Source organism: Alicyclobacillus herbarius DSM 13609, from assembly GCF_000430585.1.
Classification (GTDB): domain Bacteria; phylum Bacillota; class Bacilli; order Alicyclobacillales; family Alicyclobacillaceae; genus Alicyclobacillus_G; species Alicyclobacillus_G herbarius.
Genome location: NZ_AUMH01000014.1, coordinates 1 through 23,688, shown reverse-complemented (window position 1 = coordinate 23,688; position 23,688 = coordinate 1). Strand labels below are relative to the sequence as shown.

The window sequence follows — 23,688 nt, the reverse complement described above, 5'->3', positions numbered from 1 at the left end:
AGGGTGGTTTGCGTCTCGAACGGCGGAATGTCTGAAACTTAGATCACTGGCGCCTCGGAATCGAGACTCGGGAGAACCGTAAAACGACAATTTTCATGCGAAATACGACACCCTTCGCGTCCGCCGACTATTTGACCGGGTTGGCACGCTTTCAATGTAGGGTCGTTGTCACCCAGCCCCATCAAGAGCCGACCCAACACGTCCTCATGCGGAAGGAATACATTGCCCAAGAAAAAATGCGCAAAATAATGATTTGGCGTACGTCCAATCGTATATAGCATACGTAGACCTTGAATTCCCATTACATCTAATGGTATCCCGGCTTTGATTCAATTCAGTAATGATACTGCGACTTTAACACAGCCACATGTTGCACAAGTTCAGCATATGTTGGTACAGGGGCTCCAATAGGTTGGGAATGACGAGACCCCTTTCTACTTGTTTGGTTATACAAATCCAAGATACCTTTTATCGCAGATGTATCGATTGACTCGAGGCTTCCTAGCGTATGCATCCTTATGTTGGGCCGATAGCGATTGATGATGTTTTTGAGCAAGATAATTTCGACGTAGTCTTCAATGTATCCACTCATTAAATCGTAAATATTTCGGAGTTCCCATTCTGAAATATCTCCTTCGTTGCGTTGAGAGAGAATCTTCATCCTTCGCTCTATTTCATCGAGTTTCTTTTTCATTACATTTTTATCGCCCAATTTGACATCTGAATCGATGACGACTTGGCGGTTAATACGAGTAATGTTGTTGACCTTATGATCGTCGGTACCGATAAGCAAGTTTAGGAATACTAGGTTATGCGTAAAAACGAAGACTTGATTCCCCTGCTCAACTAACTCTGCGATTCGTCGGGCAACGTATTCCATTCTCTCTTCATCCAGGCTGTTTACTGGGTCATCAAATATATACACGCCTTTGAATTTGTTTAGTTGGCATTCCGCAAAGAAATCTGCTAAAGCATGAATCTTGCGCTCACCTTCACTGAAAATCTGTGATAGTTTACGGTCATTAAGGCTATAAACACGTTTCGTCACACCCCGCGTTGTACTTGACCGCAACCTCCAAATGGTTGGAGGTTCAAAGCCAAGTTTTCGATACTCATTTTTCAGGAGAACTTCAAACGTTTGTATCACTTCTTCGTTGGTGAATTTGGTCTTCAGATTGGAAACCGCTCGTTTAACCCTTGAAATATCCGACAACATTTGAGAAATCCGCGATACCGATTCGCGTGCGTCTATATAGCCCAAAACATCGGACTTCGCTTCATATAGATCGAAACGCTGCTGTAGCGGCTGAGCCAAGGCTTGAAGTTCCTCTTCTTGGCGCTTCCGTTCCTGCTCACCTTCTGCGAGTTTCGATAAAACATGTTCCACCTGTTGCAAAACGTCTTTGTAATATTGACAAAAAGAATCAATATTCTTCAGAACATCTTCTTTAATGGGGATACGTTCTTCGAGGGAAGATTGGATACTTTTAAGTGCGTACTCCACTTCGTCACTTTCAATACATGTCTCACCTGAACGGCCAATATGATCAAACGCTGATTCAATAATTGTTATGGTCGTATAACAGTCTCGAAGGGCCTCTCTTACTTTTCCTAATGAATTGACATACTGCTGAAGTTGACGCTCTAAACTTTTGACCTTGTCTCCATGCTCTTGTAGCAATGCCCGGTATTGGATCATCAACTGCTTTGACCGTTCAGTTTGCAAAGGCTGTAAGCAATAGACACATGTCTTTTGTGTAAATTCCTCTTGCTTATCTCCCAGGGAATTCACAAAGTTGATACTAGCGGTAATGAAAGCCCTCCACGTCTCACTCTTAATCCACCCTTCGGGAATTATTGCAACAGTATTCCCTTTGGCCTCGAACAGCGATTTCGCTATGAGAAAGTCTTCTATTAGCCGATTCAATTCGGCTACATAATCCTGATTATATGTTGGTATCCACTCACCGTTTTCAGTAAATGATCCAAACAAACCAAGAATCCGTTGTACCGCGAGTTTCGCATTTTCAAGATTTTTTACCGTCTCGACTGATGGAGAAACTCGTAAACGAGCAAGTTTCTGGGTAATTCTCTCCAGTTCCACGCGGTCACTCTCGGAGAAGTCATGTTGTAATACCCATTCCCGTGTCAAGCCTTCTTTCGTTAGTACAAACGGTACCTTCTCGGCCAAGCGTGTTTCATACGAAGACATCACCGATTTATGATGACTAAGGCTGCTTTCCAATCTAAGTTCCAGTCCCTCAAGCAAATTTTGTATGTAAGTGAAGTATTCAACTTTCAAATGAGCAAGGTTAAAATCGTTGACCTGATCTTGCTCAACCAAAACATTTGCTATGCTGGTATCGAACACCATTACATCTGTCTCAGGGTTTTCTTCTGAGCCCATCTGCCAAGTTAACGTGTGCTCTACCCCGGACTCGTCCAAGTAAGTAATCTGTACTGAAGATTCGTTGGAATCATTGTAGAGATTAGGAATTACTTTCTTATCCTTTTTTCCCAGCACTCTACAGAGAGCAGCATATACTGAACTTTTTCCGGCCCCGTTTTTGCCGTAAAAAATATTTAACCCTTCGTTACACATAATGCGATTCTGAACGTCGACCAGACCGATGTTGCTAATGTGATCTATCGACACGATGCGATCAACGTGTACTTTGGCTGGCACACCTACAGATTGTTGTTCGACAACACTTTCTCTTGCGGCTGCCGATTCATATGTCGAAGTTCCTGATAGGATCTCTTCGATGGCTCCTTCAATTGATTCATCCTCTAACACTTTAGCCACCAGACGCTTTATCCATGGAGAATCGTCGAAGATGGCTGACTGTCGGATGTAATCAATCGCATTCATCGGTACGATTCCTCCAAAACGCCTACTAATCGTTTTGTCTTTCGAGCACGCTTCGAGTTTTACAAGATCAACAATGTTCCCAGAACCACTTTGGGTAAACGAACAATAACTTCCTTACGTATTCGTTATCAAAAACACCTTCATCCTTGGACGAACCCGTGGCACCACGCGCTCTCACGCGAATAACTCATTGAGTACTCGTTGCCACTCGTTCTCCTGTATGACCTGGAATTGTACCTTTCGCTCAGGAAACTCGAGTCCCAATTCGCTCCACGACATCTTCTTTGCGAGTTCGTTGCAGACATCAAACAGTCTACGCTTGTAATTCGTGTCTAGGTTCCCTGCTAGTTGATCCCCCTTTGTCTCGAGAACGTAAATAGTGTCATACTCCTCGGTATCTGATTCCGACCTCTTGGTAGCCACAAAATCGGGCCAGACCCGATTCTTACGCCATCCTTGTACGTAATAGTAGTCCCGTCCAACGAGGTTACGATACCAAAATAGAAGTTTTTCCTGCTTGTCAAGACATAAGGCTACCGGTGCTTCCAAGGTTTCATTGAACCATTCTTCTGGTACCGGATCATCAAACAAACTCAGTTGCACTGGCTTACCGGTATGGTGGACGAGCGGCGAAGCCATCTGCGGAATCTCAATCCGGCTCGGCACCTGATATGCTTTGCCGGCCATCAGGATCAGGCGTAGCCGGCCCTGCCGGACAAGTTCTCGGAAAATCGTTTCGCACAGTTCGTCTCGCTCCGCCTCCACGGCCTTCTCGAGTTCAGTTGCGATGAGCACCTGATTTGCAGCAATCACGTCCTCTGTGTACCGCTCCCGCAAAATCGACAGCGCCCTTTCAACAATCTCTCGTGCTACCCACGGGTTTGGTACTAAATCCTCGATACGCCGTGTAAGAAAGAGCGGATTGACAGATGCCTGTGCTGCATAAAAGACTGCTTCCTTCTCGGTAACGGATTCCCCCTCGTCTCCGTATCCGAACGATTCCTCCCAGTCAGCCACCTGGTTCTGCTTTAGGGTGAGTGTGCGTATGCGATTCAGCGTAAGATCGCTCCAGCGAATACGCCGTACTAGATCCATCTCGTAACTGATCTCCTCGTGACGGCCATCCTCTTCGATGAAGAACTTTGGTAGGTATACCTTCCCCTCGAAGCGTTTGAACTTCTCTCGTACGCCCACGGTCCGTGTCTTCTGGTGATTTGCTGTAGGCATACTATCAGACACCGAAACGCTGTGCACCAAATCGCCAAGACCCTCGCCTTCCAATCCAGCCTTGATATCCTTCGACAGTTCCGCCGCCTTACGATGGAAGCAAAACACGTAACTCTCGTCGAGGGCCTTGACGCCCGTTTTCTTTGCATAGGGCTGTCTTAAAATCCGACCTACCAGTTGCGTAAGACCTGTTTTGGATGATGGGTTGGTGAGAATGGTCAGTACGTACGCAAACGAACAGTCCCAACCCTCCTGAAGCGCTTGTTTAGTTATGATGTAGCGAATTGGGCAGTCGCGAGATAGAAGGTCAATGCCCTCAATATCGTCCTTTTCGCTCGACTTAATGGCGATCTGTTCCTCCGGAACGTTGTGGACCTGCATCAACTCTTCCTTCACATGCTGTGCGTGGATGTAACCGGCCTCCACCTGGTCCTTTCCGGTACGTTCCACCTGAATTAGGCAGATCGGACGAATGTAGACTCCCGTTTTAGACTCGTAGCGGATTGCTTCTTCTTCCAGCGCGTCGCGCCATGCCACGCTTTCCGCCAGGGTATCCTTCCAGTTTGTACTGGCGCGATTTGTGACGTGAAGATCGAGTTTGATCATCTCTTCCTTGTCGAGTTCGCGTCCGCGGATGTTGACCAGCACATTGCTCTCTGCGGGTGGTGTGGCCGAAAGTTCTACGACAATCGAGGGATTAAAACCGCGAATAGTCTCTTGGGCACTGGCGCTATACGCCTTCTGCCCCTCATCAAGGATAATGACAGGAGACAGGATCCGCAGTACGTTTCCAAGGGAGGTCTTGATCTGCCGACCGTACCACTCTTCTTCCGAACCAAAGTAGTCGAGATTTGGCCAGCGTTGGAGCCAGCGTTCGTGTTCCTCGCGGTGCCCTTCCTCCGGGAAGAAGGTCTCAAAGCCGCCGGCGTCTTGGAACAACTTAAGCGTCTCTTTGTCCTTTCGGTTGGCCGACGGCAGCATGAGTAGAAGGATGACCAGTCGTTCCCGTACGTCCTGTGGTGTAAAGCGATCCGTCTTTTCAATCACCATCACACGTCCACCCGTGGCGATATCGAGAAACTGCCGGTAGGGATGCGTGCGGTTTCTCAGGTAAGAGAGGGTCTGGCGGTAAATCTGGTTGGTCGGCACAATCCAAAGTACGAGGCCCGTTTGCCGCTCGAGGTAGATACTCTGAATGCGGTCAATGGTATGTACTGCGAGATACGTCTTGCCGCCGCCGGTCGGCACCTTGATGCAGAAGTTGGGCAGCGGTTCACCTGCGCCGGTCTTCTTCCCATGGTACACGCCACCCACGACCTTACTCCATACCTGCGCCGGAAAGTCAAACGCAACACGCATGTCCTCGGGAAGCGCAAGCGACTTCTCCCGCCAGATGCGCAGTTCCTTCAGATATGCCTCGATGGTGGCGAGCGCCCGCTGTTGGTACTCCTTGAGTTCCATCATCCCGCGTCACCCCCTTGCGCGGTACATCTCATAAGGCAGTTGTGCGTACTCAATCTGGTACTCCTCCATGTACTTGTCCGAAAGAAACCGGGCCGGTGCGAACACGAGCCGCCGCTTCTTGCTTTTAGGGGTGCCAAGCCCCTGCACAAACTCTAAGGTGAGAGCCAGGGATTTGAGTGCTTCCACGTCCGGCTTGTAAATGAGGTACACCTCATACTCTCGGCTCTCACCGATGAACCAGCGCGATTCATCTACTGCCTCTGGACGAAACTCCTCACCAGTCGCCGTATAGAAAATATAACGGGCCAGTTCCTTGTAAGGCGGCAGATGTTCTCCCGTAAGCAGCCCCTCAGGATCGATGGCTTGTCCGAGTTCGAAATACGAAAAAGTGCCACCAAGCCCTTCGCGCAGTGCCTCGTCCTTGGCACCTGGGACGCCCCGAATCACGCGACGTACCCGCTCGGCGGTGATACGATCTGCGTATTCCTCCATCTCCACGAGAATGAATTTGCGATTGCCGCCGTCCTTCTTGTTGAGCGCGAGAACAGCGTGTGCTGTCGTACCGGAACCAGCAAAGGAATCGAGAACGATGGAATCCTTATCAGTTGCTATCTGAAGAATGCGCTCAATCAATCGAGTCGGCTTTGGAGTGATAAAGTCAAGTCCGTCTTCTTCCAGGATACTGCGAATTTCCTTTTTGGCTCCATCCGTGTGGCCGGCAATTTCAAACGTCCACCAGGTATTCGGAACAATACCACCTCCACCACGCAACTCGTTTTTATAGCGTTTGAACGCTGGCACTTTCGCACGGCCATCTTTGCCCCAATAGATCAGCCCTTGGGCCACATGTTGTTCATGAACTTCTTTAGAGTAGGCCCAAACCCTTGTTCGACTTGGCCAAATTTCTTCGCCGGTGTTGGGGTTGATAATAGGGTAATACAGGTTTGGCCGTTCCTCGGCGGTTTTGTTGCAGGTGTAGTCGCTAAGTCGAAAAACACCTCGTTCATCTTCATATCGGTACTGCCTATCTTTCTTCTCTGTCCGAGGCAGCAGATTTCGTCGAAAGGACGCAGAGCGTTGATAAACCAGAATGAAGTCGTGCATAGGAGCAATGGATTTATGATCATTCGCTGAGGCGTATTTCTTCTGCCAAATAATTGTGGCAACGAAATTATCCTCACCGAAAATTTCATCCATGATCATTCGGAGACGGTGTTGTTCGTGGTCGTCGCAACTGACAAAAATTGCCCCATCCTCCCTTAGGAGTTCGCGGAGTAATTTGAGACGCGGCATCATCATACAGAGCCATTTGTCGTGGCGGGTGAGGTCTTCCCTATCGACAACCTTTCCGAGCCAGTCGCGTATCATAGGAGAGTTCACGTTGTCGTTGTAAACCCAATGTTCCGTGCCTGTGTTATATGGTGGATCGATGTAGATGCACTTCACTTTCCCAGCGTATATCGGCAGCAATGCTTTCAAGGCAATCAGATTATCACCGTGTATGATTAGGTTGTCGTCAAGACGTACCTTGTCCGTCAGACTTTTCTCGGGAACAGGGATCAGTTCATGGTATTTCACTGTCAGGTGATGATTTTGCACGAATGACTTTCCCTTAAACTGAAGCGTCGGCATGTAAAAATACTCCCCTCGTATGTACAGCAGCACTTACGTACGCATTGATTCGACACAAGAAAATCATAACCAATAAGTCGGTTTTCAGCGTTACCGTATCGAACTGATATTCTCGACTGCTTGATACAAGTCCTTTTCACTTGGGCGTAGATATCGAAGTGTTGTTTCTACAGATTCATGACCCGCAAGTTGCGCAACCACGTTCAATGGTTGCCCGCTGTCGAGCAAATTCTTACAAAATGAATGCCGAAATGATTGGCATGACCCATTCTCGACCCCTATTCTTCGAAAAATGCTCCTTACCATGTGTTGTAGTGCACGTACCGTAATACGTTGATTTCGTTCAGAAAGGAACAACGCAGAGTCCTGCGTGTCAATCTGCTTCCTCACTTCAATCCAATCGCTTAAGGCTCCAGCCAAATCGCGGTTCATCGGCACAACTCGCATCTTTCCCCGCTTGCCGTGTCGAATGGTAAGCGTTTTGCGCCTCAAATCAACATCGTCTACGTCCAAAGTCACCACTTCAGCCACTCGACACCCCGCCTGAAGCATACATTGGACAATTGCGACGTTACGTTTACGTCTACGTGGACTTTTTTCCTTCTCCAACTCGTGAAGGAAACGGGCCTGTTCTTTACGTGTGAGCCATCGTGGTGAGACACTGAGCATCGAGGGCCGCCTCATGTGTACTTTCCGCGTGGGGTCTGAAGGTACAAAACCACTCTCCGTTAGAAACGCCCAGTAGGTCTTGAGTCCCGCCACATGGCGATTGACGGTAGACGCTGAGTACTTTTTAACCGTCTGGAGATATGTCCTCCACTCGTGAAGGTCCAGTGCGGTGATATCAGCCGCATTGAATTGTCCATCTTCGCGTTGTTCCCACCATGAAACCAGGAGGCGCACTGACTGCTCGTAGGCTACGATCGTCTTTTCGTTCTTGCCCTCATGAACAAGCCATTGTCTGAATTCCCCAAGGTGTGTCACTGAATCCCACAACCTCTGACGTATTATACGAAATCTAAAAGGCGTATGTAAGAGCGTATTATACGACAAATCTCTACTCAAGTGCAGTTTTTGATTTCATAGAATACGGATTCCACGACATATATCACGGCCACGCCCCAGTTTCTCGAACAAGGGGTAATACACTTTCGATGAATAAATGCCCATACTCTGGAAACACCAATTCCAGGACATCACGCCGGAGGGAGATCGGAACAATGCAATTCAAGAGTGTACTGGATACGCAGCAACTGGCCGAGATTCTTGGTAACAGAATCACCGTAAATGGATTCCAAAAGGCCGTCGACCTTCCACGGTTTTCAGTGGCGGTGCTCGGGAATCAGAAGAAGAGTTTAATCAGCAAGGCTGCCCTGTTGGTGTACGATTTTAAACAGCACGCGATATCCTCCAACGAGCTCCCACCCGCTGCCTTCGACAGGTTATTGCGTCAACGTGTAAACCTCGAAACGCTCGCAGACGACAGTAACAAAAAGGCGGATGAGTTCGTGCGTGGGGTAGGCGTCGACCCAGTGGTAGAAGCCAGACCGGTAGCAGCGCTGAAACTCGTTATCCGTGCGACACATCTGTTGCCCTATTTGCTCCCTGGATTGAAAGAACGGCTGTATGCTCAGAACGTCGACTGGCGCGCGTACCACTTTGAGGTACTGGACTTTGTCGAAGACCTGGAATCCGACCTTGACCTCATAGGGAGTACACTTGGCGTAAAATCCAAAATGTCCGCGTTAGGGCTCGAAGGAATACTCGCAGAGATCCGTCGAAAGTGCGCAACTGAACTGGAGGAGTTGCACCACCAGCAAGACACATGCAGTGTACGAAATGTTTCGAACATGGTACAAAAGGTTCACCCGATGTGTCTACAATTTCTCATCAGGGACGTACTCGCCGCCATGGGACATGTGAACATACAGCCCAGAGACGGGGCTGGAGACAACGGCATTGACCTCGTTTCGTACAAAATCGATGACTCCGGCACTCGGCGTCGTTACATTGTTCAATGCAAGGCGCGAGCCTCGAAAATGGGGAAGAGCGACGTTCATCAATTTGCACTGCAGTGTGCCGAGAATGATGCGAGAGGGATCTACGTATCGTTGGGGGGATTCACCAAAAGCGCAGCAGACGGTCAATACCAGATTTCGATCGATGGTCAGCGCTCAACACGTATCCAAAAGATCGCTGACGTAACCCTTGTAGACCGCGGATTGCTCGTTCAGTGGGTCACGGAACGCAACATAGGGGCTACGCGTTCAAACGCGATTGACTACCAATACTGGGCGCGACTACAAACACCTCTCTTGGGTCATCGATTTGCTTGACCATCCAAAGCCAGTCCAGGGAACGCATCAGAAGAAAAGGTCTCTGTGGAACCGGAGATGTCGTGGTAGACAACGGGATGAAAGAGGATGGGGCTTGATCTGCATCCAAGGGTGGGGAACGGTGTTGATCTGACTGTGAATCAACACGGGACACTTGACTCATTAAAAAGAGCCCTTTACACTTGAATTTACGCGAAGGAGAGACGTATGGTCTTAGGGCAACACGCCCCAGAAATTCAGGTTGGTAGAGGATTTTCCAAATTCTGGCACGGTTCGGGACCGTGAGGTCGCAGGTTCAAGTCCTGTCATTCCGACCAGACCTTGATACAACGGGAAACAAGTGGTCAATATCAGAACACTTTCCCTAGCGAATCCACTTCCCTTCCTGTGTAAAACACAGAAAGAGAAGTGGATTCTTAGTTTAAATTCTGACAATTACCCCATGGGAGGTAAGCGCCACAGGACAGCATCCTTAAGTTTTCTGTAGAGACTGAACCCATCGCTGTCACTATGGTTTTATAACGGTGGCCTTGTTTTTTTCGTGTGTTGTTCAGACAGATTTGCCGTAGGAAGCCCCCTAGCGCATGCCTGCCCCTGACAATGACCAACCGGCGAAATGCGGCGGTGGTCTGCCACCCACTGATATACCCGTTCGCCCAGCCCGACACGAATTCCAACCGCGAGGATGCAGACAAGCGGCCAGTACGCGGGCACCCGTTTCGTCAATTCCAACATCGCCCGCGCCCCCGTAAACCACCGGCCGGCGGTCGGTTCAAACGCGTGTACAGCCACGGCAGCACGCCGGGCATCAAGGCCAAAGCGATGGCAAACCTCCGGATTGCGCAGGTCATAAAACGCCAGGCGGCCAAGCCAGTCCCAACGCTTCGTGACAGCGACGGTGCGACGGCATAGCCCGCACCACCCATCGTAAAATACGATTAAGCTGGGCGAATCGTGTTTGGTCTCTAAGCGGTGTTTGGCTCTCATGAACCTATTGTAACGCCCCGTGCCTGCTTGTATCACTCGACTTTTGCGTGTATTTTCAAACTGCCACAAGCACTTCACACCTACAGGCGCGTGGTTCGGTATAATGGAATCGTACTTGGTTTTCCCAGCTCCGCAACTGAATTGAGGAGGCTTGATGATGGCAGGTATTTTCCAAAGGATTCGGGAAATTGGACTCGCCAACATTCACGCAGCCTTGGACCGGGCCGAAGACCCGGTGAAGATGTGTGACCAGTACTTACGCGACATGGAAGACGAGATTGAGGAAGCGGTCAGTGCCGTTTCCCTGCAGACGGCCACCAAGATCTCGCTGGAGAAGAAGTATCAAAATCTGCTGGACGAAGTGGCAAAGTACCAGACCTATGCTGAACGAGCCGTGCAGCAAGGGAACGACGACTTGGCGCGAAAGGCGCTCCTCAACAAGAACAAATATCAGCAGCAGGCGGATGAGCTCAAACCCCAGTTGGAGCAGGCTCGGGCAGCCACCGACAGCTTAAATGAACGGCTACGCGACATGCGTGAAAAGTTCGAGGAGATGAAATCAAAGCGCGACCTGCTGGTCGCCCGGGCAGAGGCGGCCAAGGCCCAGAAAAAGATCAATCAGACCGTGGGCGGACTCGGCGATGGGCGTGCCCTGCGGGGACTGGAACGCATGGAGGCGACGGTCACCCGAATGGAAGCGGAGGCGGAAGCGTCCCGTTCCCTTTCCGAACAAGAGGAAGATCCGTTCCGCGAACTGATGCAAAACGAACAGTCGCAAGCGGTCGAAGATGAACTGGCGCAGCTCAAACAGAAGTTGGGGAAGGCCCAATGAAACGCCGTCTAGCCGCCATCTTGTCTGCTTGCGTGGCGGCTCTCTGCTGGCTACAGACGGCGTGGGCGGCGCCGGACATTCCTAGGAAGGCGGGAATCGTGACGGATGAGGCCCACCTGTTCAACCAATCCCAGGTGGCCACCCTGGAACGAGAACTCGCCCAGGATTCCCCCTACCACTTTTACGTTTTGACTGTGCCCAGAAGCGATAACTTCGACGCGCTGGCGAACCAGGTGTTTAACGCCTGGGGCATGGGCGGAAACGATGTTTTAATCGCTATTGATCCAGGCGACCGACGCGTGGAGATTGTGACAGAGCGGGGTTCGCCTCTCGACAATCTTATTCGCTCCCAAGAGCCAGGGGGCAATACGGCGGACAAGTATCGTTCCGTGACGGATAAGTACTTCGTGCCAGATGCCCGTTCTGGCCATTACGTCCAAGCCGTGGCCAAGACCGCGTCCGCCTTGAGCGCACTCGAGCCGCGCTCGCGGGTTGTGCTCCCCTACATGGCGGTGGCCATCTTGATTCTCTTGGCCATCGTAGCCATGCTGGTCGTCCTCACGCGACGACGGCGCAGGTTCGAGCTGCGCCGAGAGATTGACGCAGCTGAGCGGGAATTGACGACGGTGCTCAGTTTTTGCGTCGAACGAGAACGCCGCCTGCAGGATGAGCTTCCGTTTGCGGAAGGCGAAACCCGTGAGCGGTTAACCGCCGAACGAGCACGCATCGCGGAAACGCTGCCGAAGCTCAACGAACTGCGGAGACAACTTTCTAGGCCGAACTTAAAGCCGTTTCACGTCCGTCAGATTGTTTCCGAAGTGAAAAAGCTCGGTGCGTATGTCCAGGGACGTTCACCGTCAAATACGGTCGGAAATCCCGACGGTACCGGAATTGACCCAGACAAACCTTTACCCCCTCCACGCTATGCGCGGGGCGACTGGTCCAGCCCAGAGGAGAATGACGTGGGCGCCTCTCCCGGTTGGAGGCGACCTGACCAGCCGACCACAGTGATTGTCGACCGCTCGGGACCTTCGTTCTTAGAAACCATGATTGGCCTCGAACTGGCGGAAACCATCTTTGACGACGAACGCCGACGCGATGGGTTCCCCACTGACAACGGCAACGGGAATTACGGAGACTGGAGCAGCGGCACAGACTCGGGCGGATCGGACTGGGGCGGCGGATCGGATTGGGGAGGAGGAGGCGACAACAGCGGCGGCGGATCAGACTGGTAGTGGCAAATGCGTTTGGATGGCTCCATCAAAACGATGGTGCCATCTTTTTATCTGGCAACATGGACCGATGTTCAGCTCGACCCTTGACAAACGCGTTTCCTACTTTTCATATATGTTTGCCAGATAGTGAGGCTTGTCATTCTCCATGCTTCCAGAGAAAATGAATGTGTTGTGTGCCCTCCCCTTGCACTGCAACAGCATATCCCGATTGAATCTCTGGACGAGGAGTGTCTCCCCTGAAACGGACCACGACTGCGATTGGACTCTCACTTCTCTCTTTATTTTCCGCCACTGCAGTTTCGATGGAACTCGCCGGCCAAACGGCTGAAGCGGCATCCTGGCATCCGCAAAAAAAGGCGATCTACGTGGATGGCAAACTGGTCAATCACCCTTTTGGAATCGTCAAGAATAATACCACCTATGTTGCTATCAAGTATGTGATGCAAGCGTTGAAACAGGTTGGGATTACCAGCACCTGGGACGGCACGACTTGGCGCCTGACCGCCCCCTCCTATCTACCGATTGATTTGACCCATGTTCCGTCCAGTCATGGCAACAAGGTCATCCGCCTGAATGGGCACCTGATTTATCGAGTCGACAACATTGTCTTCCCCGATCCGGCTACTCATGAACGGACGACCTTTATGCCGATTGTCTACATGGAGCGACTGTTGACACGGCTTGGCATCGGGTCCACCTGGGACGGCTATGCGTGGCGCATGACCACCCCGCCACCGATTACGACCGACGTGGCCAATTCATCCCAGTACCCCACCCTGCAGCGCGGGAATGACGGATATCCGGTAGTGTTGCTGCAGCAAAAACTGAACGCCGCCGGCTACAATGCGGGCAGCATCGATGGGCAGTTCGGACCCCGAACCCTGGACGCGGTACGACGATTCCAGGCTGCGCACAAACTCACGGTCGACGGGATTGTGGGCCCGAGAACCTGGTCTGCTTTGAACCAGGCCTTGGCGCAGAAATTTTCCATCCCGATTACCGATACGAAGCCACTGACGCCAGTAGATCCGAAGACACCGACCCATCCGAGCGCACCACCATCCTCGGGTAGCACGACGGGCGGCTACAAGGTGATTCAGGCGTGGGCGAATACGACCGCCTCGCTCACCGATGCAGAACGGCAGTCCACCATCAATCGCATTGCCAATGACAACTATTCCTTTTCGGCCGATGGTAGCATCCAGACCAACCTCTCCTTGAGCGTAGAGGCGCAACTGCAGAGTGCCAGCCGGGCCAATGGCACTGCGGTGTTTGCCACAGTTGCGAATTTTGACGCAAACGGGGATTTTAGCGGTTCACTCGCGCATCAGGTGCTGACCTCCTCAGCCGCCAGTAGCCGGCTGCTGCAGGGCCTCGTCAACCTGGCCGAACAGGAAGGCGATACCGGCATCGACATCGACTTTGAAAACATTCCAGCTGCAGATGGCCCATACTTCACCGCGTTTCTGCGGAAGCTCGAACAGGCCTTGCATGCCCACGGGAAACAGCTGTCAGTAACTGTCCCGGCACGCACGGGGGACGCGGCAGAACCATGGAACCAGGCGTACGATTATTGCGCCATCGGACAAGTGGCCGACTGGGTGCCGATTATGACCTATGATTTTTCTTGGACAGGCACGGGTCCGGGTCCCATTGCGCCGTTGTACTGGGATGAACAAGTGCTCCAATACGCCACCGGGAAAATCCCTACGCATAAAATTCTTCTCGGAATTGGCGCTTATGGATACGATTGGGATACATCGAAGAAGGGGAGCGTTAAAGCGCTGTCGCTACCGAAAGTGGATGCGATGATTACGCAATACAAGGTTCATCCGGCGTGGGACAGCACGGATGCCGTACCGTGGTTTTCCTACCGGGATGCCGCCGGCGATACGCACCAGGTGTATTACGAAAACCAAGCCAGCATTCAGCAGAAACTGGCCTTAGCCGATAAGTATGGGGTCGCAGGCATCGCCTTTTGGAAGGCGGGGCTCGAAGACCAAGGGTTTTGGAATGCAGTCAACCCTTGGGCAAAGTGAGTCACTCCCTGCGAACAGCGCGGCGGCGGGCACCCGCCGCCGATTTGACCCTGGCGCCGTTTTAGGCACCTCCTAAAGAAATGGTTTCACGCAGCATCCACTCAACGTCTCGCGCATCTATCGGGCGACTGAATAGAAACCCTTGCATTTCATCGCATCCTTCTTCCACCAAGATGGCCTGCTGGTCCATCGTTTCCACACCCTCGGCCACCACTTTCAGATTTAACGTATGACCCAACGCAATGATGGCCGTCGTGACGGCCATCTTCTCGGGGTGTCCGACCATATCGCGGATGAACAACTTATCGATTTTAATCGTGTCCAACGGCAGGCTGGCCAGGCGAGTCAACGACGAGTAGCCCGTACCAAAGTCGTCGATGGTAATCATAATCCCCAACTGGCGCAGTTCATTCAACGCGGCCAAGGCGTGAGTCACGCGGCGAATCAGGGCAGATTCGGTAATCTCCAGCTCAATCCAGGCTGGATGAACGCGGTGCCTCAACAACGTGGCATGAACCTTCGCCGCGAAATCGTCTTGTAACAATTGACGTCCAGACACATTGACTGCAATCCGCACCGGCCGAATTCCCTGGTCCTTCCATATGCGTGCCTGCCGACAGGCGTTCTCCAGGACCCAGTCGCCAATCGGGACAATCCACCCCGTCTCCTCCGCAATCGCGATAAACTCGCTGGGCGGGACGTTCCCTAATTCTGGGTGCTGCCAACGCAATAAGGCTTCCACCCCGACAATGCGCCCGTCCCTCCCGCGCACCCTGGGTTGATAAACCAGTGTAAATTCCTGGTTTTCCATAGCCCGGGAAATATGGCTTTCCATAAGGAGACGCTCGTAAAAGTTCGCATTGATGCCCGGGTCGTAGAATTCATAGGTGTTGCGCCCACTGCGTTTCGCGCTGTACATAGCGGCATCCGCATTGCGGAACAAGGTGTCCAAATCAATCCCGTGTTCCGGATAGATGGCAATCCCCACACTGATGGTCGTCGCCAGTTCATACGTGTCGATCCGGATGGGTTGGCGTAGCTGTTCCAACACCTGTTCTGCCAACTGTTTTAGCTGGTCTCTGCTCCCGACCCGCGGAATGACCAGAGCAAACTCATCGCCGCCAATGCGGGCCAAGGTGGCATCTGTAGGTATCACCTTATCTAGCCTCGAAGCGACCGCTTGAATGAGTGCATCCCCAGGCACGTGACCAAACGTATCATTCACCGACTTAAAATTGTCCACATCCATGACCATAACCGCCGCATGACGATCCGGACCGGTGCTGGCCAACGCGTAATTGGCGCGCAACGTGAACAGTCGCCGATTGGGCAGCCCGGTCAAGGAATCATGGTAGGCCAGACGGCGGATCTCCTCATTGCGCTTTTCCCGTTCAATCGCGAGGCTCGCGATATGCGCCAAAGCGCGAATCAGACGCGCGTCGTGGCGGCTGGGATACCTGCGTGTCGTGGAAAATACCGCGAAGCTCCCTAATGCCTCCTGGTCGCCGGCGTGCAAAGGAATCGACCAAATCGCGCGCAGGGTTCGACCGCCTGGCAGTCTCTCCACCCCTTGCCATGGCATCGTGCCGGCAACCAACGTTACCCGCAAGCCTTGCAAGTCTCGATTCGTATCGACAGCCAGGGACTCAACCTGACGAAAGTCTTCAATCCCGGTAACAATTTCTTCGGGTAGTTTCCTGTGCATCGCACAATATAGCTGCGACTCCGGGCCTTCACGAAACAGGTAGACACCGACGAAATACGGCGTTTTTGCCTCCACCCCGTCGATGATTTCGCCGAGCACTTCCGCGAGCGATTTCCCACGCGCAATCATCTCCAAGGCTTTGGTCTGCTGTTCCGTACGCGCTTGATTCCGGCGTCGACGGCCACGCAACAAGACGAGACAACCCCCGACAAGCAGGTAGAATGTTCCGTCCACAGCGGCGTGAAGGATGCGCGGAGCACCTTGAACCCAACTAAATTCGAGGCCAATTGAGGCAAGAAAAAGAAGGATTACCGCCGTCATTACGCTTGCCCACAATCCTCGCCGTCCGAGTTCGACCACGTCCGGTGTCACTCCTCTATCTCGTTGAAACGTCAATTGTATTCAATGTATCAGAGTATCAGACGCTAGCGGACCCATTCAATCCACATTGAACGCCAAGCAGGAGGACATAACTCGCAAGGAAATGGCCGCTTACGCCCATACTACGACAGAACATCATCGAAAGAGGAGGCATTTTGGGTTGACGCACGAAGAATCGAGCCTGCAGGCACAAAGCCCGCTGGCCGAAGCCCAAGATTCGGTCGATAAAGCGCGAAACGCGGTCGATCAAGCCCTGTCCTACTCCAGTCAAGTCATGATTCAGCAAGCTGAACAGGCCATTCAAAAGGCATGGCATGCAGTGAGTCAGGCTACGGACAAGGAACAATGGCAAGCCACTGAGGAAGCCAAGACGCGTCTTTATGAAGCCGAAATGGATTTGAACAAGGCGCGAGCACAAAAAATGCGACCCTAAGCATAAGGGGCCGTCCCACCCCCAGCATAAGCTGGAGGCCGGGACAGCCCTGTTTGACATTCCCTCAGTGCACGCCAGCCATCGCTTGAACGGGCTGGTACATCTGGGCGAGCTGCATCAGATAAGTGCTGCTCGCCTGTTCTGTGGGGTAGTACCCTTTTTGCGTCATCCACTGCGAGACTTCAAACGAGTGGCGGGAACTCATCCGAAACGCGTCCTCCAAAAACTGCCGCAATTGCGGGTCACTGGCCTCAAACGTGGACCAGGCATATTCTCGTCCCGCTCGTTTCAATGTCAGCAGATAGGCAGTGGCTATGGCGCGATCATCAAAACTTGTGGCCTCTGGATTGGGCGTCACCGGTTGTGGCTTGGGCATGGTCGTCTGCATCATCTTGGCCGGCATCGCGGGCACCTGTAACTTTTGGTTGCTTTGTCCCTTGGACGCCCATTCTACCTTCATGTTGTAATCCTGAATATGCGCGTCCATGTGCTTCTCGAACATCTGTTTCAGCTGAGGGTCGGTCGCATGGTTTTTAAAGAAACCCATACAGTTAATGCTATTCACGCAGCTCATCAGTAGTTCGTTCAGGTCAAACGCCTCATGGCCTTGCAACGGCATGCGCTATCCCCTCCCTTGTTTCATCCTTTCTCATACAGGAAACCCTGGATCCCCCGCAGTCGCGGTATACGCGGCCGGAGCGTCGATGGGGATCCGCGTGTAGTGTCATCCCTTGACCCTGGGCTTATCCGTGCCATCAATCCGGGAGGTTTCGGGAATGCTGACACCCAGGAGGGGAATCGGATGCTAAGCACGTTCCGCAGTTGGACCGTCTTTAACGCCGTCATAAAGCTATTTGGCTACGGCAGCATCTTCTTAATTGCTGACACACTGCTGCCGAACCTCTACATCAACGACTGGTTTGCCGTTTATACGGTAATTGTTTTAACCCTTGTTGGGACCGTCGCGGATGTGGTGATTCTCCCGCGTCTGGGCAACCTTCCTTCCTTGTGCCTCGGCTTTGTGGGCATGACAGTCATCATTTGGGCCATTGCCCACCTGGACCCATACAACCGCGTCGGCTGGTTAGCCGCGTTCATCCTGGCCCTTTGTCTCGGACCCTTGGAATTTGGTCTACATGAAGTGATGCTGCGCGCACTTGGATACCGCCAACAGGGCGGCGTCCGTTCGTGACCGTTTGTACCTAGGGGATATGTATCCAGCAGGAAATGCGCATTTCATGCTGAATTCCCATAGACTAAGAAGGTCATAGGACGTCCCCGCCAGTTCGTACCATTAGGATGGGCGACTTTGCTGCTCCGAACGGAATTCACACGAAGGAAGTCGATGTTCGATGAACCTACTGGAGATGATGTGCGCGTCCGCCCGACGGTTTGGGCAGCGCGAGTGTCTCCGCAGCAAGCGCGATGGACATTGGCTGTCGTGGACGTACCAGGAGGTCTGGGAACTTTCTCTGCGTCTGGCAGTCGGGTTGCACAAGCTCGGGACCCGGCGAAATGATAAAGTCGGACTGCTCGCCAATAACCGTCCAGAATGGCCGATTTCCGACCTTGCCATTTTGCGCCTTTGTGCCATTGTCACCCCCATTTACCCAACCCTCCCCAGCCATCAGGTTCGCTTCATCCTCGAAAACGCGGAGGTTCGTTGGCTGATTGTGGATAACTACCAGCAGGTGTCGAAACTAGAGAACAACTGGCCGCCGCAGTTGCAACGGGTTATTGTGATGGATGGACCCTTAGAAACGACGGATGAACGGGTCTTATCGTGGGACGAAGTCTTACATCTGGGCAATGCCCCTGTCCCGGACGCGATCCCGGAAATTGGACAGATACCTAATGAGCAGATTGCGACCATCGTACATACCTCGGGCACCTCTGGCCAACCGAAAGGCGTTATGCTCTCGCACGGGAACCTGGTCAGCAACGTACTGTCCAGCCTGACGGTGATATCGGTAACCGGGAACGACGTGGGGCTGTCGTATCTGCCCCTGTCCCACATCTTTGAACGCACCGTCGGGCAGTTCGTCTTTCTCGCCAGCGGATGTACCATTGTTTATGCCGAGGGTGTTGATAAGATCCAGGAAAACCTGCTGGAGGTACGTCCCACTGTCCTCATCACAGTGCCGAGACTCCTGGAAAAGGCATACACCCGATTTCAAGAGCAACTGGAATTGGCCCCCAAGGCCATCCGCTGCATGGTCCAGCACGTGCTGAGGCGTGGAAAAACGGACGGAGCAACCTACCGACTGGTCGACAGATTGGTGTTCCGCAAGATGCGCGCCGCGCTGGGTGGACGCCTGCGCCTAATTGTTTCAGGTGGGGCGGCGCTCAACCCCGAAATCGCTTCATTCTACATGCAGGCAGGCATTCCGGTTTGTGAAGGATATGGCATGACCGAATCCTCCCCGGTCGTCTCCGTCAATCCCATTGAGGCTCCACGTCCCGGCACCGTTGGCCGTCCGATTCCCGGTGTACAAGTTAAACTGGGCGACGACGGCGAACTCCTCGTGAAGGGCGCAAACGTCATGAAAGGGTACTATCGGCTGCCGGAGGAAACCCAAAAAGCTGTGGATGCGGAAGGGTGGCTGCACACGGGGGATATCGCGGAAATCGACGCGGACGGCTACATCCGTATCATTGACCGTAAGAAAAACATCCTCGTGCTGGCAACCGGTAAGAATGTGGCCCCCCTGCCGATTGAAAGCGCCCTGTGTCTGGCGCCCCACATTGGCAACGCGGTGTTGATTGGAGACAAACGCAAATACGTCAGCGCCCTGATTGTGCCCGATTTTGCAAGCATGTCTTCCTTCTTGCAGCAAAAAGGCATCTCTGGACCGGCCACGGAATGGATTCATCACCCGGAGGTTATCGCGCTGTTTCGGAAAGAGGTGTATGAGGCTGTGCAACCCTTCGCTGGCTTTGAACAGCCGAAACGGTTTGTGCTTCTCCCCGAAGAGTTTACGATAGAATCCGGGCACCTCACCCCTACTCTGAAGGTGCGGAATCAAATCATTGCCGAGCGTTATCGGGACCAGATTGAAGCCATGTACAATGGACGGAACTTTATCCCTGTCTTTGAAGACCTGCCGGACCGTCTTGACACAGCTGACTCTTCGCGTCCAACCAACCAAAGCCTCGGGCAATAGTCGGTGCTCGGTTTGGGGTAGTTAAGTACGCTTAGGGTAGTGGGATTCGAGGATTCGACTTCAGGCGCGCTTGGGTATCGGATACGGGACTTTGAGACGGGACTTTGAGACGGGACTTTGAGACGGGACTTTGAGAATGAGTTTGAACATGCAACTGGGTTCAACCGGTGGCGCGTAGGTGGGGACGTTTTCGTCCATACTGAGATAGAAACCGGCGTTTTCGCCAAGGGAGGGAACCTGTGTGTCGATAAGTGATGCCGACCTCACCCAGGTGATGAGCTCAGTCCACACGATTGCCGTCGTGGGCCTTTCAGATAACCCAATGCGCCCTAGTTATGAAGTGGCTTCCTATCAACAATCCCAAGGTTACCAAATTATCCCGGTCAATCCGAACGTCGATCAAGTTCTCGGCCACAAGAGCGTGCCATCCCTGACGGCCATCTCCGAACCGGTCGATCTCGTCGACGTCTTTGTCCGCAGCGACCGCCTCAACCAGGTCATTGACGACGCCATCAGCAAGGGCGTCCGTACCGTCTGGCTGCAACCTGGAATCCACAACCCGGACGCGGAGCAACGGGCAACCAATGCGGGCATCCAGGTCATCACGGATAAATGCTTTGCCCGCGAGCATCGGCGTCTGTTGGGTAGAGCCCCGATGTGAGCGCCGCGCCAACCTGCGGTGGTGCTTTGTTGCTCACGGCACCGCCGCGGTCACTCCCGCCCTCTCCCGCTACTCCCCGTTCACGACCGATGTGACACACCAGATGTGACGAAAACGAAAACGTTCCAGCTACCGCTCTGTTATCCTACCGTTCCAATCTGGCGGGCCTGAAAACACCTCTGGTAAAATGTGAGGGAGTAGGTATCCAGGATTACGGTGAGGCGACGTCCGATGAACTTTCTCAGTCACATCCTTCCCTGGTTAAATGAAGGTTTCATTCTCTCCAGCGCGGTGGTTATGGCGTTCGGTTGGCGCGCGATTCGCCACGGCTACGAAAACCTGCACCGCCGCCTCATGTTAACCGGTTCTGTACTCGCGGCCTTGTTCTTCGTCAGCTACGTCGTGAAAACCCTCGTAGTCGGCGACACCTCGTTTGGCGGCCCGGCCGCCTGGCGAACCCCCTATCAGGTATTTTTGCAAATCCATTCCGTCCTCGCCACGGTTGCGGCTGTGCTCGGCGTCATCACGCTCATTTTTGCGTACCGCGGCTCGTTCCGCCGGCACCGGAAAATCGGACCTTGGACCCTGGGCACCTGGTTCATCACCGCCTTCACTGGGCTGGTGGTATTTTTGCTGTTATACGTGATCTTTTCCCCTGGCGAAACGACCAACGTGCTGCGAGCCTGGTCGGGCCATTGACCTTCTACACGATTGGACGCTTTTTACGGTTGACCTGTTTCGCTCCAGTCAAGGCGCGCCTGTGCCAGATGCCGATAACCTAAGCAGATTGCACAGGCAATCCCTTTCCAAGTGTGTTATAATACACGCACACGTTGATTTTCCATTTCTAATTTTATTTGACCCATAGGCAGTCTCGGATCGGAAGGGCCGAATCCCGCGAAGTGCGGGAGCGGGGGACCCAGGTTTTTATGGGGTGAATTGGCTGTAGGTGCGCCCGCACCCAGCCATAGGCGGAGTCACCGCCGAACCCGTCAGCTAACCTCGCAGGCGAATACGACGGATTGCGGATGATCTCTTCAACCTTCATCCACAGAACATCCTATACTCGTTTTGCAATTGAATCCGTTGCCTCCTTCCCGCTCGGCCAAGAAATCCGCTTTGGCGGTGTTTGTCCATTCGGTGCCTCGTTCCAGGCTAGGGTCGTGAAAGGAGACTGACATGACGCAAGCGGCCGTTGAATTCGTAAACGTCAGCAAGACGTACGGATCGCATCATGCCGTGAAGGATTTGAATCTCACCATCGAGAGCGGCAAACTCGCGACACTAATTGGTCCATCGGGATGCGGCAAGACCACGACCTTAAAAATGATTAATCGCCTCATTGAACCGACCGCGGGACAGGTGTTAGTTGGCGGGGAGGACATCGCCAAGCTCAATCCGGTTGAGCTTCGGCGCAACATCGGCTACGTCATCCAACAAATTGGCTTATTTCCGCATATGACCATTGAGGAGAACATTACGCTGGTGCCACGCTTGAAAGGCAAGGCGGCCAATCGAATGCGGGAGAAAACGGAGGAACTGCTCGACCTGATAGGGCTCGATCCGTCCGTATACCGCCACCGTTACCCGCGCGAACTCAGCGGCGGCCAACAGCAACGTATCGGGGTAGCCAGAGCCCTGGCGGCGGACCCGAAACTGATTCTCATGGATGAGCCCTTCAGCGCTTTGGACCCTATCAGCCGCGAGCAGCTCCAAGATGAGCTGGTCAAACTTCAGGAGACGGTACACAAGACGATTGTTTTTGTCACCCACGACATGGACGAAGCCCTGAAAATCGCGGACCAAATCGTGCTTATGAAAGACGGGTGTCTCGTTCAGGTGGCCAGCCCAGAACAGCTGTTGCGCCACCCAAAGGACGATTTTGTCCGGGAATTCGTCGGCGAAAAACGGTTCAGCCAGTCGGCCGCGCTACAAACCGCCAAGGATGCGATGGTCAACGCCGTGACGGTACGGCCGACCCGAGGACTAGCGGAAGCCGTCAACCTGATGCGGCGTCACCGCGTCGACGGACTGATTGTGACCGATCGCGAGGGCAAATTCCTTGGCGTTGTTTCGACGCCAGAAATTTACGAGAACTATGGCAACGAATCGGCACGTGTAAGCGACGTCATGCGTGCCGACCTGCCTCTGGTACGGGAAACGACACAAATTCGCGATGTCTTTCAGCACATGTTGGAGACGGGCCGGGGGTTCCTCCCCGTACTGACTAAGGACAACAGGCTCCTCGGCGTCGTCACCCGGGCGAGCATTCTGAACGCGATGGCGAATCCGTATGAAGAGCCAAGCGGTTATATGTCAAGGGGGTGATCGAGATGAATTGGAAATTACTTTGGAAAAAGACGACAAATTTATGGAAAGAGACATGACTTGAATAAAACCCGCCTGTTCACCGAATTTTCGCATCGATAAGGTGGGCCTCAGAACTGGAAATTCCGGTTGAATTGGGGGAAGGAATTACCTCCTCCTCTCCGGGGGTGTGTACAGCTGTTTGGTGGTCAGTAGTGTGAACACCAAGCGTACCAGTTTTCTTGCGGTCAGGACGAGTGCTCTTTTGTGCTTGTGCTTCAATGCTTCGCCGTACTTCTTTCGGTAGAACTCGGCGTATTCAGAATCATACTTTCGGACTTTGTCCGCAGCCTGAATCAGGTAATAGCGCAGATACCGGTTACCTGTACGCATTCGAGACGTCTCTTCGGACT

17 protein-coding genes, 1 pseudogene and 1 riboswitch are annotated in these 23,688 nt (G+C 52.8%); of the genes and pseudogenes, 10 read left to right on the top strand and 8 right to left on the bottom strand.

Features of this window, described 5'->3' with window-relative positions:
* Positions 1-334 precede the first annotated feature (334 nt).
* The 4 genes from H522_RS0110680 to H522_RS22515 all read right to left on the bottom strand — a co-directional run bounded on the left by H522_RS0110680 (position 335) and on the right by H522_RS22515 (position 8,179).
* Entirely contained in the window at positions 335-2,872 is a 2,538-nt protein-coding gene (locus H522_RS0110680; protein WP_026962302.1) for an AAA family ATPase, read from the bottom strand.
* A 174-nt stretch (positions 2,873-3,046) separates the two neighbouring features.
* Positions 3,047-5,563 (bottom strand): DEAD/DEAH box helicase, encoded by a 2,517-nt coding sequence (locus H522_RS0110675; protein WP_026962301.1) that lies wholly within the window; start codon positions 5,561-5,563, stop codon positions 3,047-3,049.
* A 6-nt stretch (positions 5,564-5,569) separates the two neighbouring features.
* Positions 5,570-7,195, bottom strand: a complete 1,626-nt coding sequence (locus H522_RS0110670) for a site-specific DNA-methyltransferase (protein ID WP_026962300.1) — start codon at positions 7,193-7,195, stop codon at positions 5,570-5,572.
* A 90-nt stretch (positions 7,196-7,285) separates the two neighbouring features.
* Entirely contained in the window at positions 7,286-8,179 is an 894-nt protein-coding gene (locus tag H522_RS22515) for a tyrosine-type recombinase/integrase (protein ID WP_051344175.1), read from the bottom strand.
* A 236-nt stretch (positions 8,180-8,415) separates the two neighbouring features.
* Here H522_RS22515 and H522_RS0110660 point away from each other — a divergent pair, with 236 nt between their 5' ends.
* Positions 8,416-9,531 carry a restriction endonuclease gene (locus H522_RS0110660; RefSeq protein ID WP_026962299.1) on the top strand — a complete coding sequence of 372 codons (1,116 nt, stop codon included), beginning with the start codon at positions 8,416-8,418 and terminating at the stop codon, positions 9,529-9,531.
* A 516-nt stretch (positions 9,532-10,047) separates the two neighbouring features.
* Here the strand turns inward: H522_RS0110660 and H522_RS21075 are convergent.
* Positions 10,048-10,518 (bottom strand): thiol-disulfide oxidoreductase DCC family protein, encoded by a 471-nt coding sequence (locus H522_RS21075; RefSeq protein WP_162143503.1) that lies wholly within the window; start codon positions 10,516-10,518, stop codon positions 10,048-10,050.
* Positions 10,519-10,675: 157 nt separating this feature from the next.
* On the opposite strand from H522_RS21075, the gene H522_RS0110645 reads away from it, so the two are divergent.
* From H522_RS0110645 to H522_RS20565, 3 genes are all read left to right on the top strand, one after another.
* Positions 10,676-11,350 carry a PspA/IM30 family protein gene (locus H522_RS0110645; protein WP_026962297.1) on the top strand — a complete coding sequence of 225 codons (675 nt, stop codon included), beginning with the start codon at positions 10,676-10,678 and terminating at the stop codon, positions 11,348-11,350.
* Entirely contained in the window at positions 11,347-12,585 is a 1,239-nt protein-coding gene (locus tag H522_RS0110640; protein WP_026962296.1) for a TPM domain-containing protein, read from the top strand. The genes H522_RS0110645 and H522_RS0110640 overlap by 4 nt, the downstream gene beginning before the upstream one ends.
* Positions 12,586-12,812: 227 nt before the next feature.
* Entirely contained in the window at positions 12,813-14,624 is a 1,812-nt protein-coding gene (locus tag H522_RS20565; protein ID WP_051344174.1) for a glycosyl hydrolase family 18 protein, read from the top strand.
* Between the two features lie 61 nt (positions 14,625-14,685).
* On the opposite strand, the gene H522_RS18920 is transcribed toward H522_RS20565, so the two are convergent.
* The gene (locus tag H522_RS18920) at positions 14,686-16,689 is read right to left on the bottom strand and encodes a putative bifunctional diguanylate cyclase/phosphodiesterase (RefSeq protein WP_051344173.1); all 2,004 of its coding nucleotides are present in this window, start codon (positions 16,687-16,689) and stop codon (positions 14,686-14,688) included.
* A 181-nt stretch (positions 16,690-16,870) separates the two neighbouring features.
* On the opposite strand from H522_RS18920, the gene H522_RS0110625 reads away from it, so the two are divergent.
* Positions 16,871-17,143 carry a hypothetical protein gene (locus H522_RS0110625; RefSeq protein ID WP_026962295.1) on the top strand — a complete coding sequence of 91 codons (273 nt, stop codon included), beginning with the start codon at positions 16,871-16,873 and terminating at the stop codon, positions 17,141-17,143.
* A gap of 64 nt (positions 17,144-17,207) precedes the next feature.
* On the opposite strand, the gene H522_RS0110620 is transcribed toward H522_RS0110625, so the two are convergent.
* Complete coding sequence (locus tag H522_RS0110620) at positions 17,208-17,762, bottom strand: spore coat protein (RefSeq protein ID WP_026962294.1); 555 nt, start codon at positions 17,760-17,762, stop codon at positions 17,208-17,210.
* 183 nt (positions 17,763-17,945) lie between these two features.
* On the opposite strand from H522_RS0110620, the gene H522_RS0110615 reads away from it, so the two are divergent.
* From H522_RS0110615 to H522_RS0110595, 5 genes are all read left to right on the top strand, one after another.
* Entirely contained in the window at positions 17,946-18,335 is a 390-nt protein-coding gene (locus H522_RS0110615) for a DUF2512 family protein (protein ID WP_026962293.1), read from the top strand.
* A 160-nt stretch (positions 18,336-18,495) separates the two neighbouring features.
* Positions 18,496-20,307 (top strand): AMP-dependent synthetase/ligase, encoded by a 1,812-nt coding sequence (locus tag H522_RS18915; protein WP_051344172.1) that lies wholly within the window; start codon positions 18,496-18,498, stop codon positions 20,305-20,307.
* Between the two features lie 241 nt (positions 20,308-20,548).
* Positions 20,549-20,968, top strand: a complete 420-nt coding sequence (locus H522_RS0110605; RefSeq protein WP_026962292.1) for a CoA-binding protein — start codon at positions 20,549-20,551, stop codon at positions 20,966-20,968.
* A gap of 231 nt (positions 20,969-21,199) precedes the next feature.
* A complete protein-coding gene (locus H522_RS0110600; protein ID WP_026962291.1) occupies positions 21,200-21,667 on the top strand; it encodes a DUF420 domain-containing protein in 468 nt (155 codons plus the stop codon).
* A gap of 177 nt (positions 21,668-21,844) precedes the next feature.
* Positions 21,845-21,994: riboswitch (cyclic di-AMP (ydaO/yuaA leader) on the top strand.
* Positions 21,995-22,147: 153 nt separating this feature from the next.
* On the top strand, positions 22,148-23,296 hold the full coding sequence (locus H522_RS0110595) for an ABC transporter ATP-binding protein (RefSeq protein WP_026962290.1): 1,149 nt from the start codon (positions 22,148-22,150) through the stop codon (positions 23,294-23,296).
* 147 nt (positions 23,297-23,443) lie between these two features.
* On the opposite strand, the pseudogene H522_RS18910 reads toward H522_RS0110595, so the two are convergent.
* Positions 23,444-23,688, bottom strand: a pseudogene (locus tag H522_RS18910) (IS110 family RNA-guided transposase); the annotation flags it as partial.

Coding starts and splice junctions, on each gene's coding strand:
- H522_RS0110600 (WP_026962291.1), top strand. CDS start 21,200: ATGAACTTTCTCAGTCACATCCTTCCCTGGTTAAATGAAGGTTTCATT.
- H522_RS18915 (WP_051344172.1), top strand. CDS start 18,496: ATGAACCTACTGGAGATGATGTGCGCGTCCGCCCGACGGTTTGGGCAG.
- H522_RS0110595 (WP_026962290.1), top strand. CDS start 22,148: ATGACGCAAGCGGCCGTTGAATTCGTAAACGTCAGCAAGACGTACGGA.
- H522_RS0110675 (WP_026962301.1), bottom strand. CDS start 5,563: ATGATGGAACTCAAGGAGTACCAACAGCGGGCGCTCGCCACCATCGAG.
- H522_RS0110645 (WP_026962297.1), top strand. CDS start 10,676: ATGGCAGGTATTTTCCAAAGGATTCGGGAAATTGGACTCGCCAACATT.
- H522_RS0110660 (WP_026962299.1), top strand. CDS start 8,416: ATGCAATTCAAGAGTGTACTGGATACGCAGCAACTGGCCGAGATTCTT.
- H522_RS21075 (WP_162143503.1), bottom strand. CDS start 10,518: ATGAGAGCCAAACACCGCTTAGAGACCAAACACGATTCGCCCAGCTTA.
- H522_RS0110680 (WP_026962302.1), bottom strand. CDS start 2,872: ATGAATGCGATTGATTACATCCGACAGTCAGCCATCTTCGACGATTCT.
- H522_RS0110615 (WP_026962293.1), top strand. CDS start 17,946: ATGCTAAGCACGTTCCGCAGTTGGACCGTCTTTAACGCCGTCATAAAG.
- H522_RS0110640 (WP_026962296.1), top strand. CDS start 11,347: ATGAAACGCCGTCTAGCCGCCATCTTGTCTGCTTGCGTGGCGGCTCTC.
- H522_RS0110670 (WP_026962300.1), bottom strand. CDS start 7,195: ATGCCGACGCTTCAGTTTAAGGGAAAGTCATTCGTGCAAAATCATCAC.
- H522_RS0110620 (WP_026962294.1), bottom strand. CDS start 17,762: ATGCCGTTGCAAGGCCATGAGGCGTTTGACCTGAACGAACTACTGATG.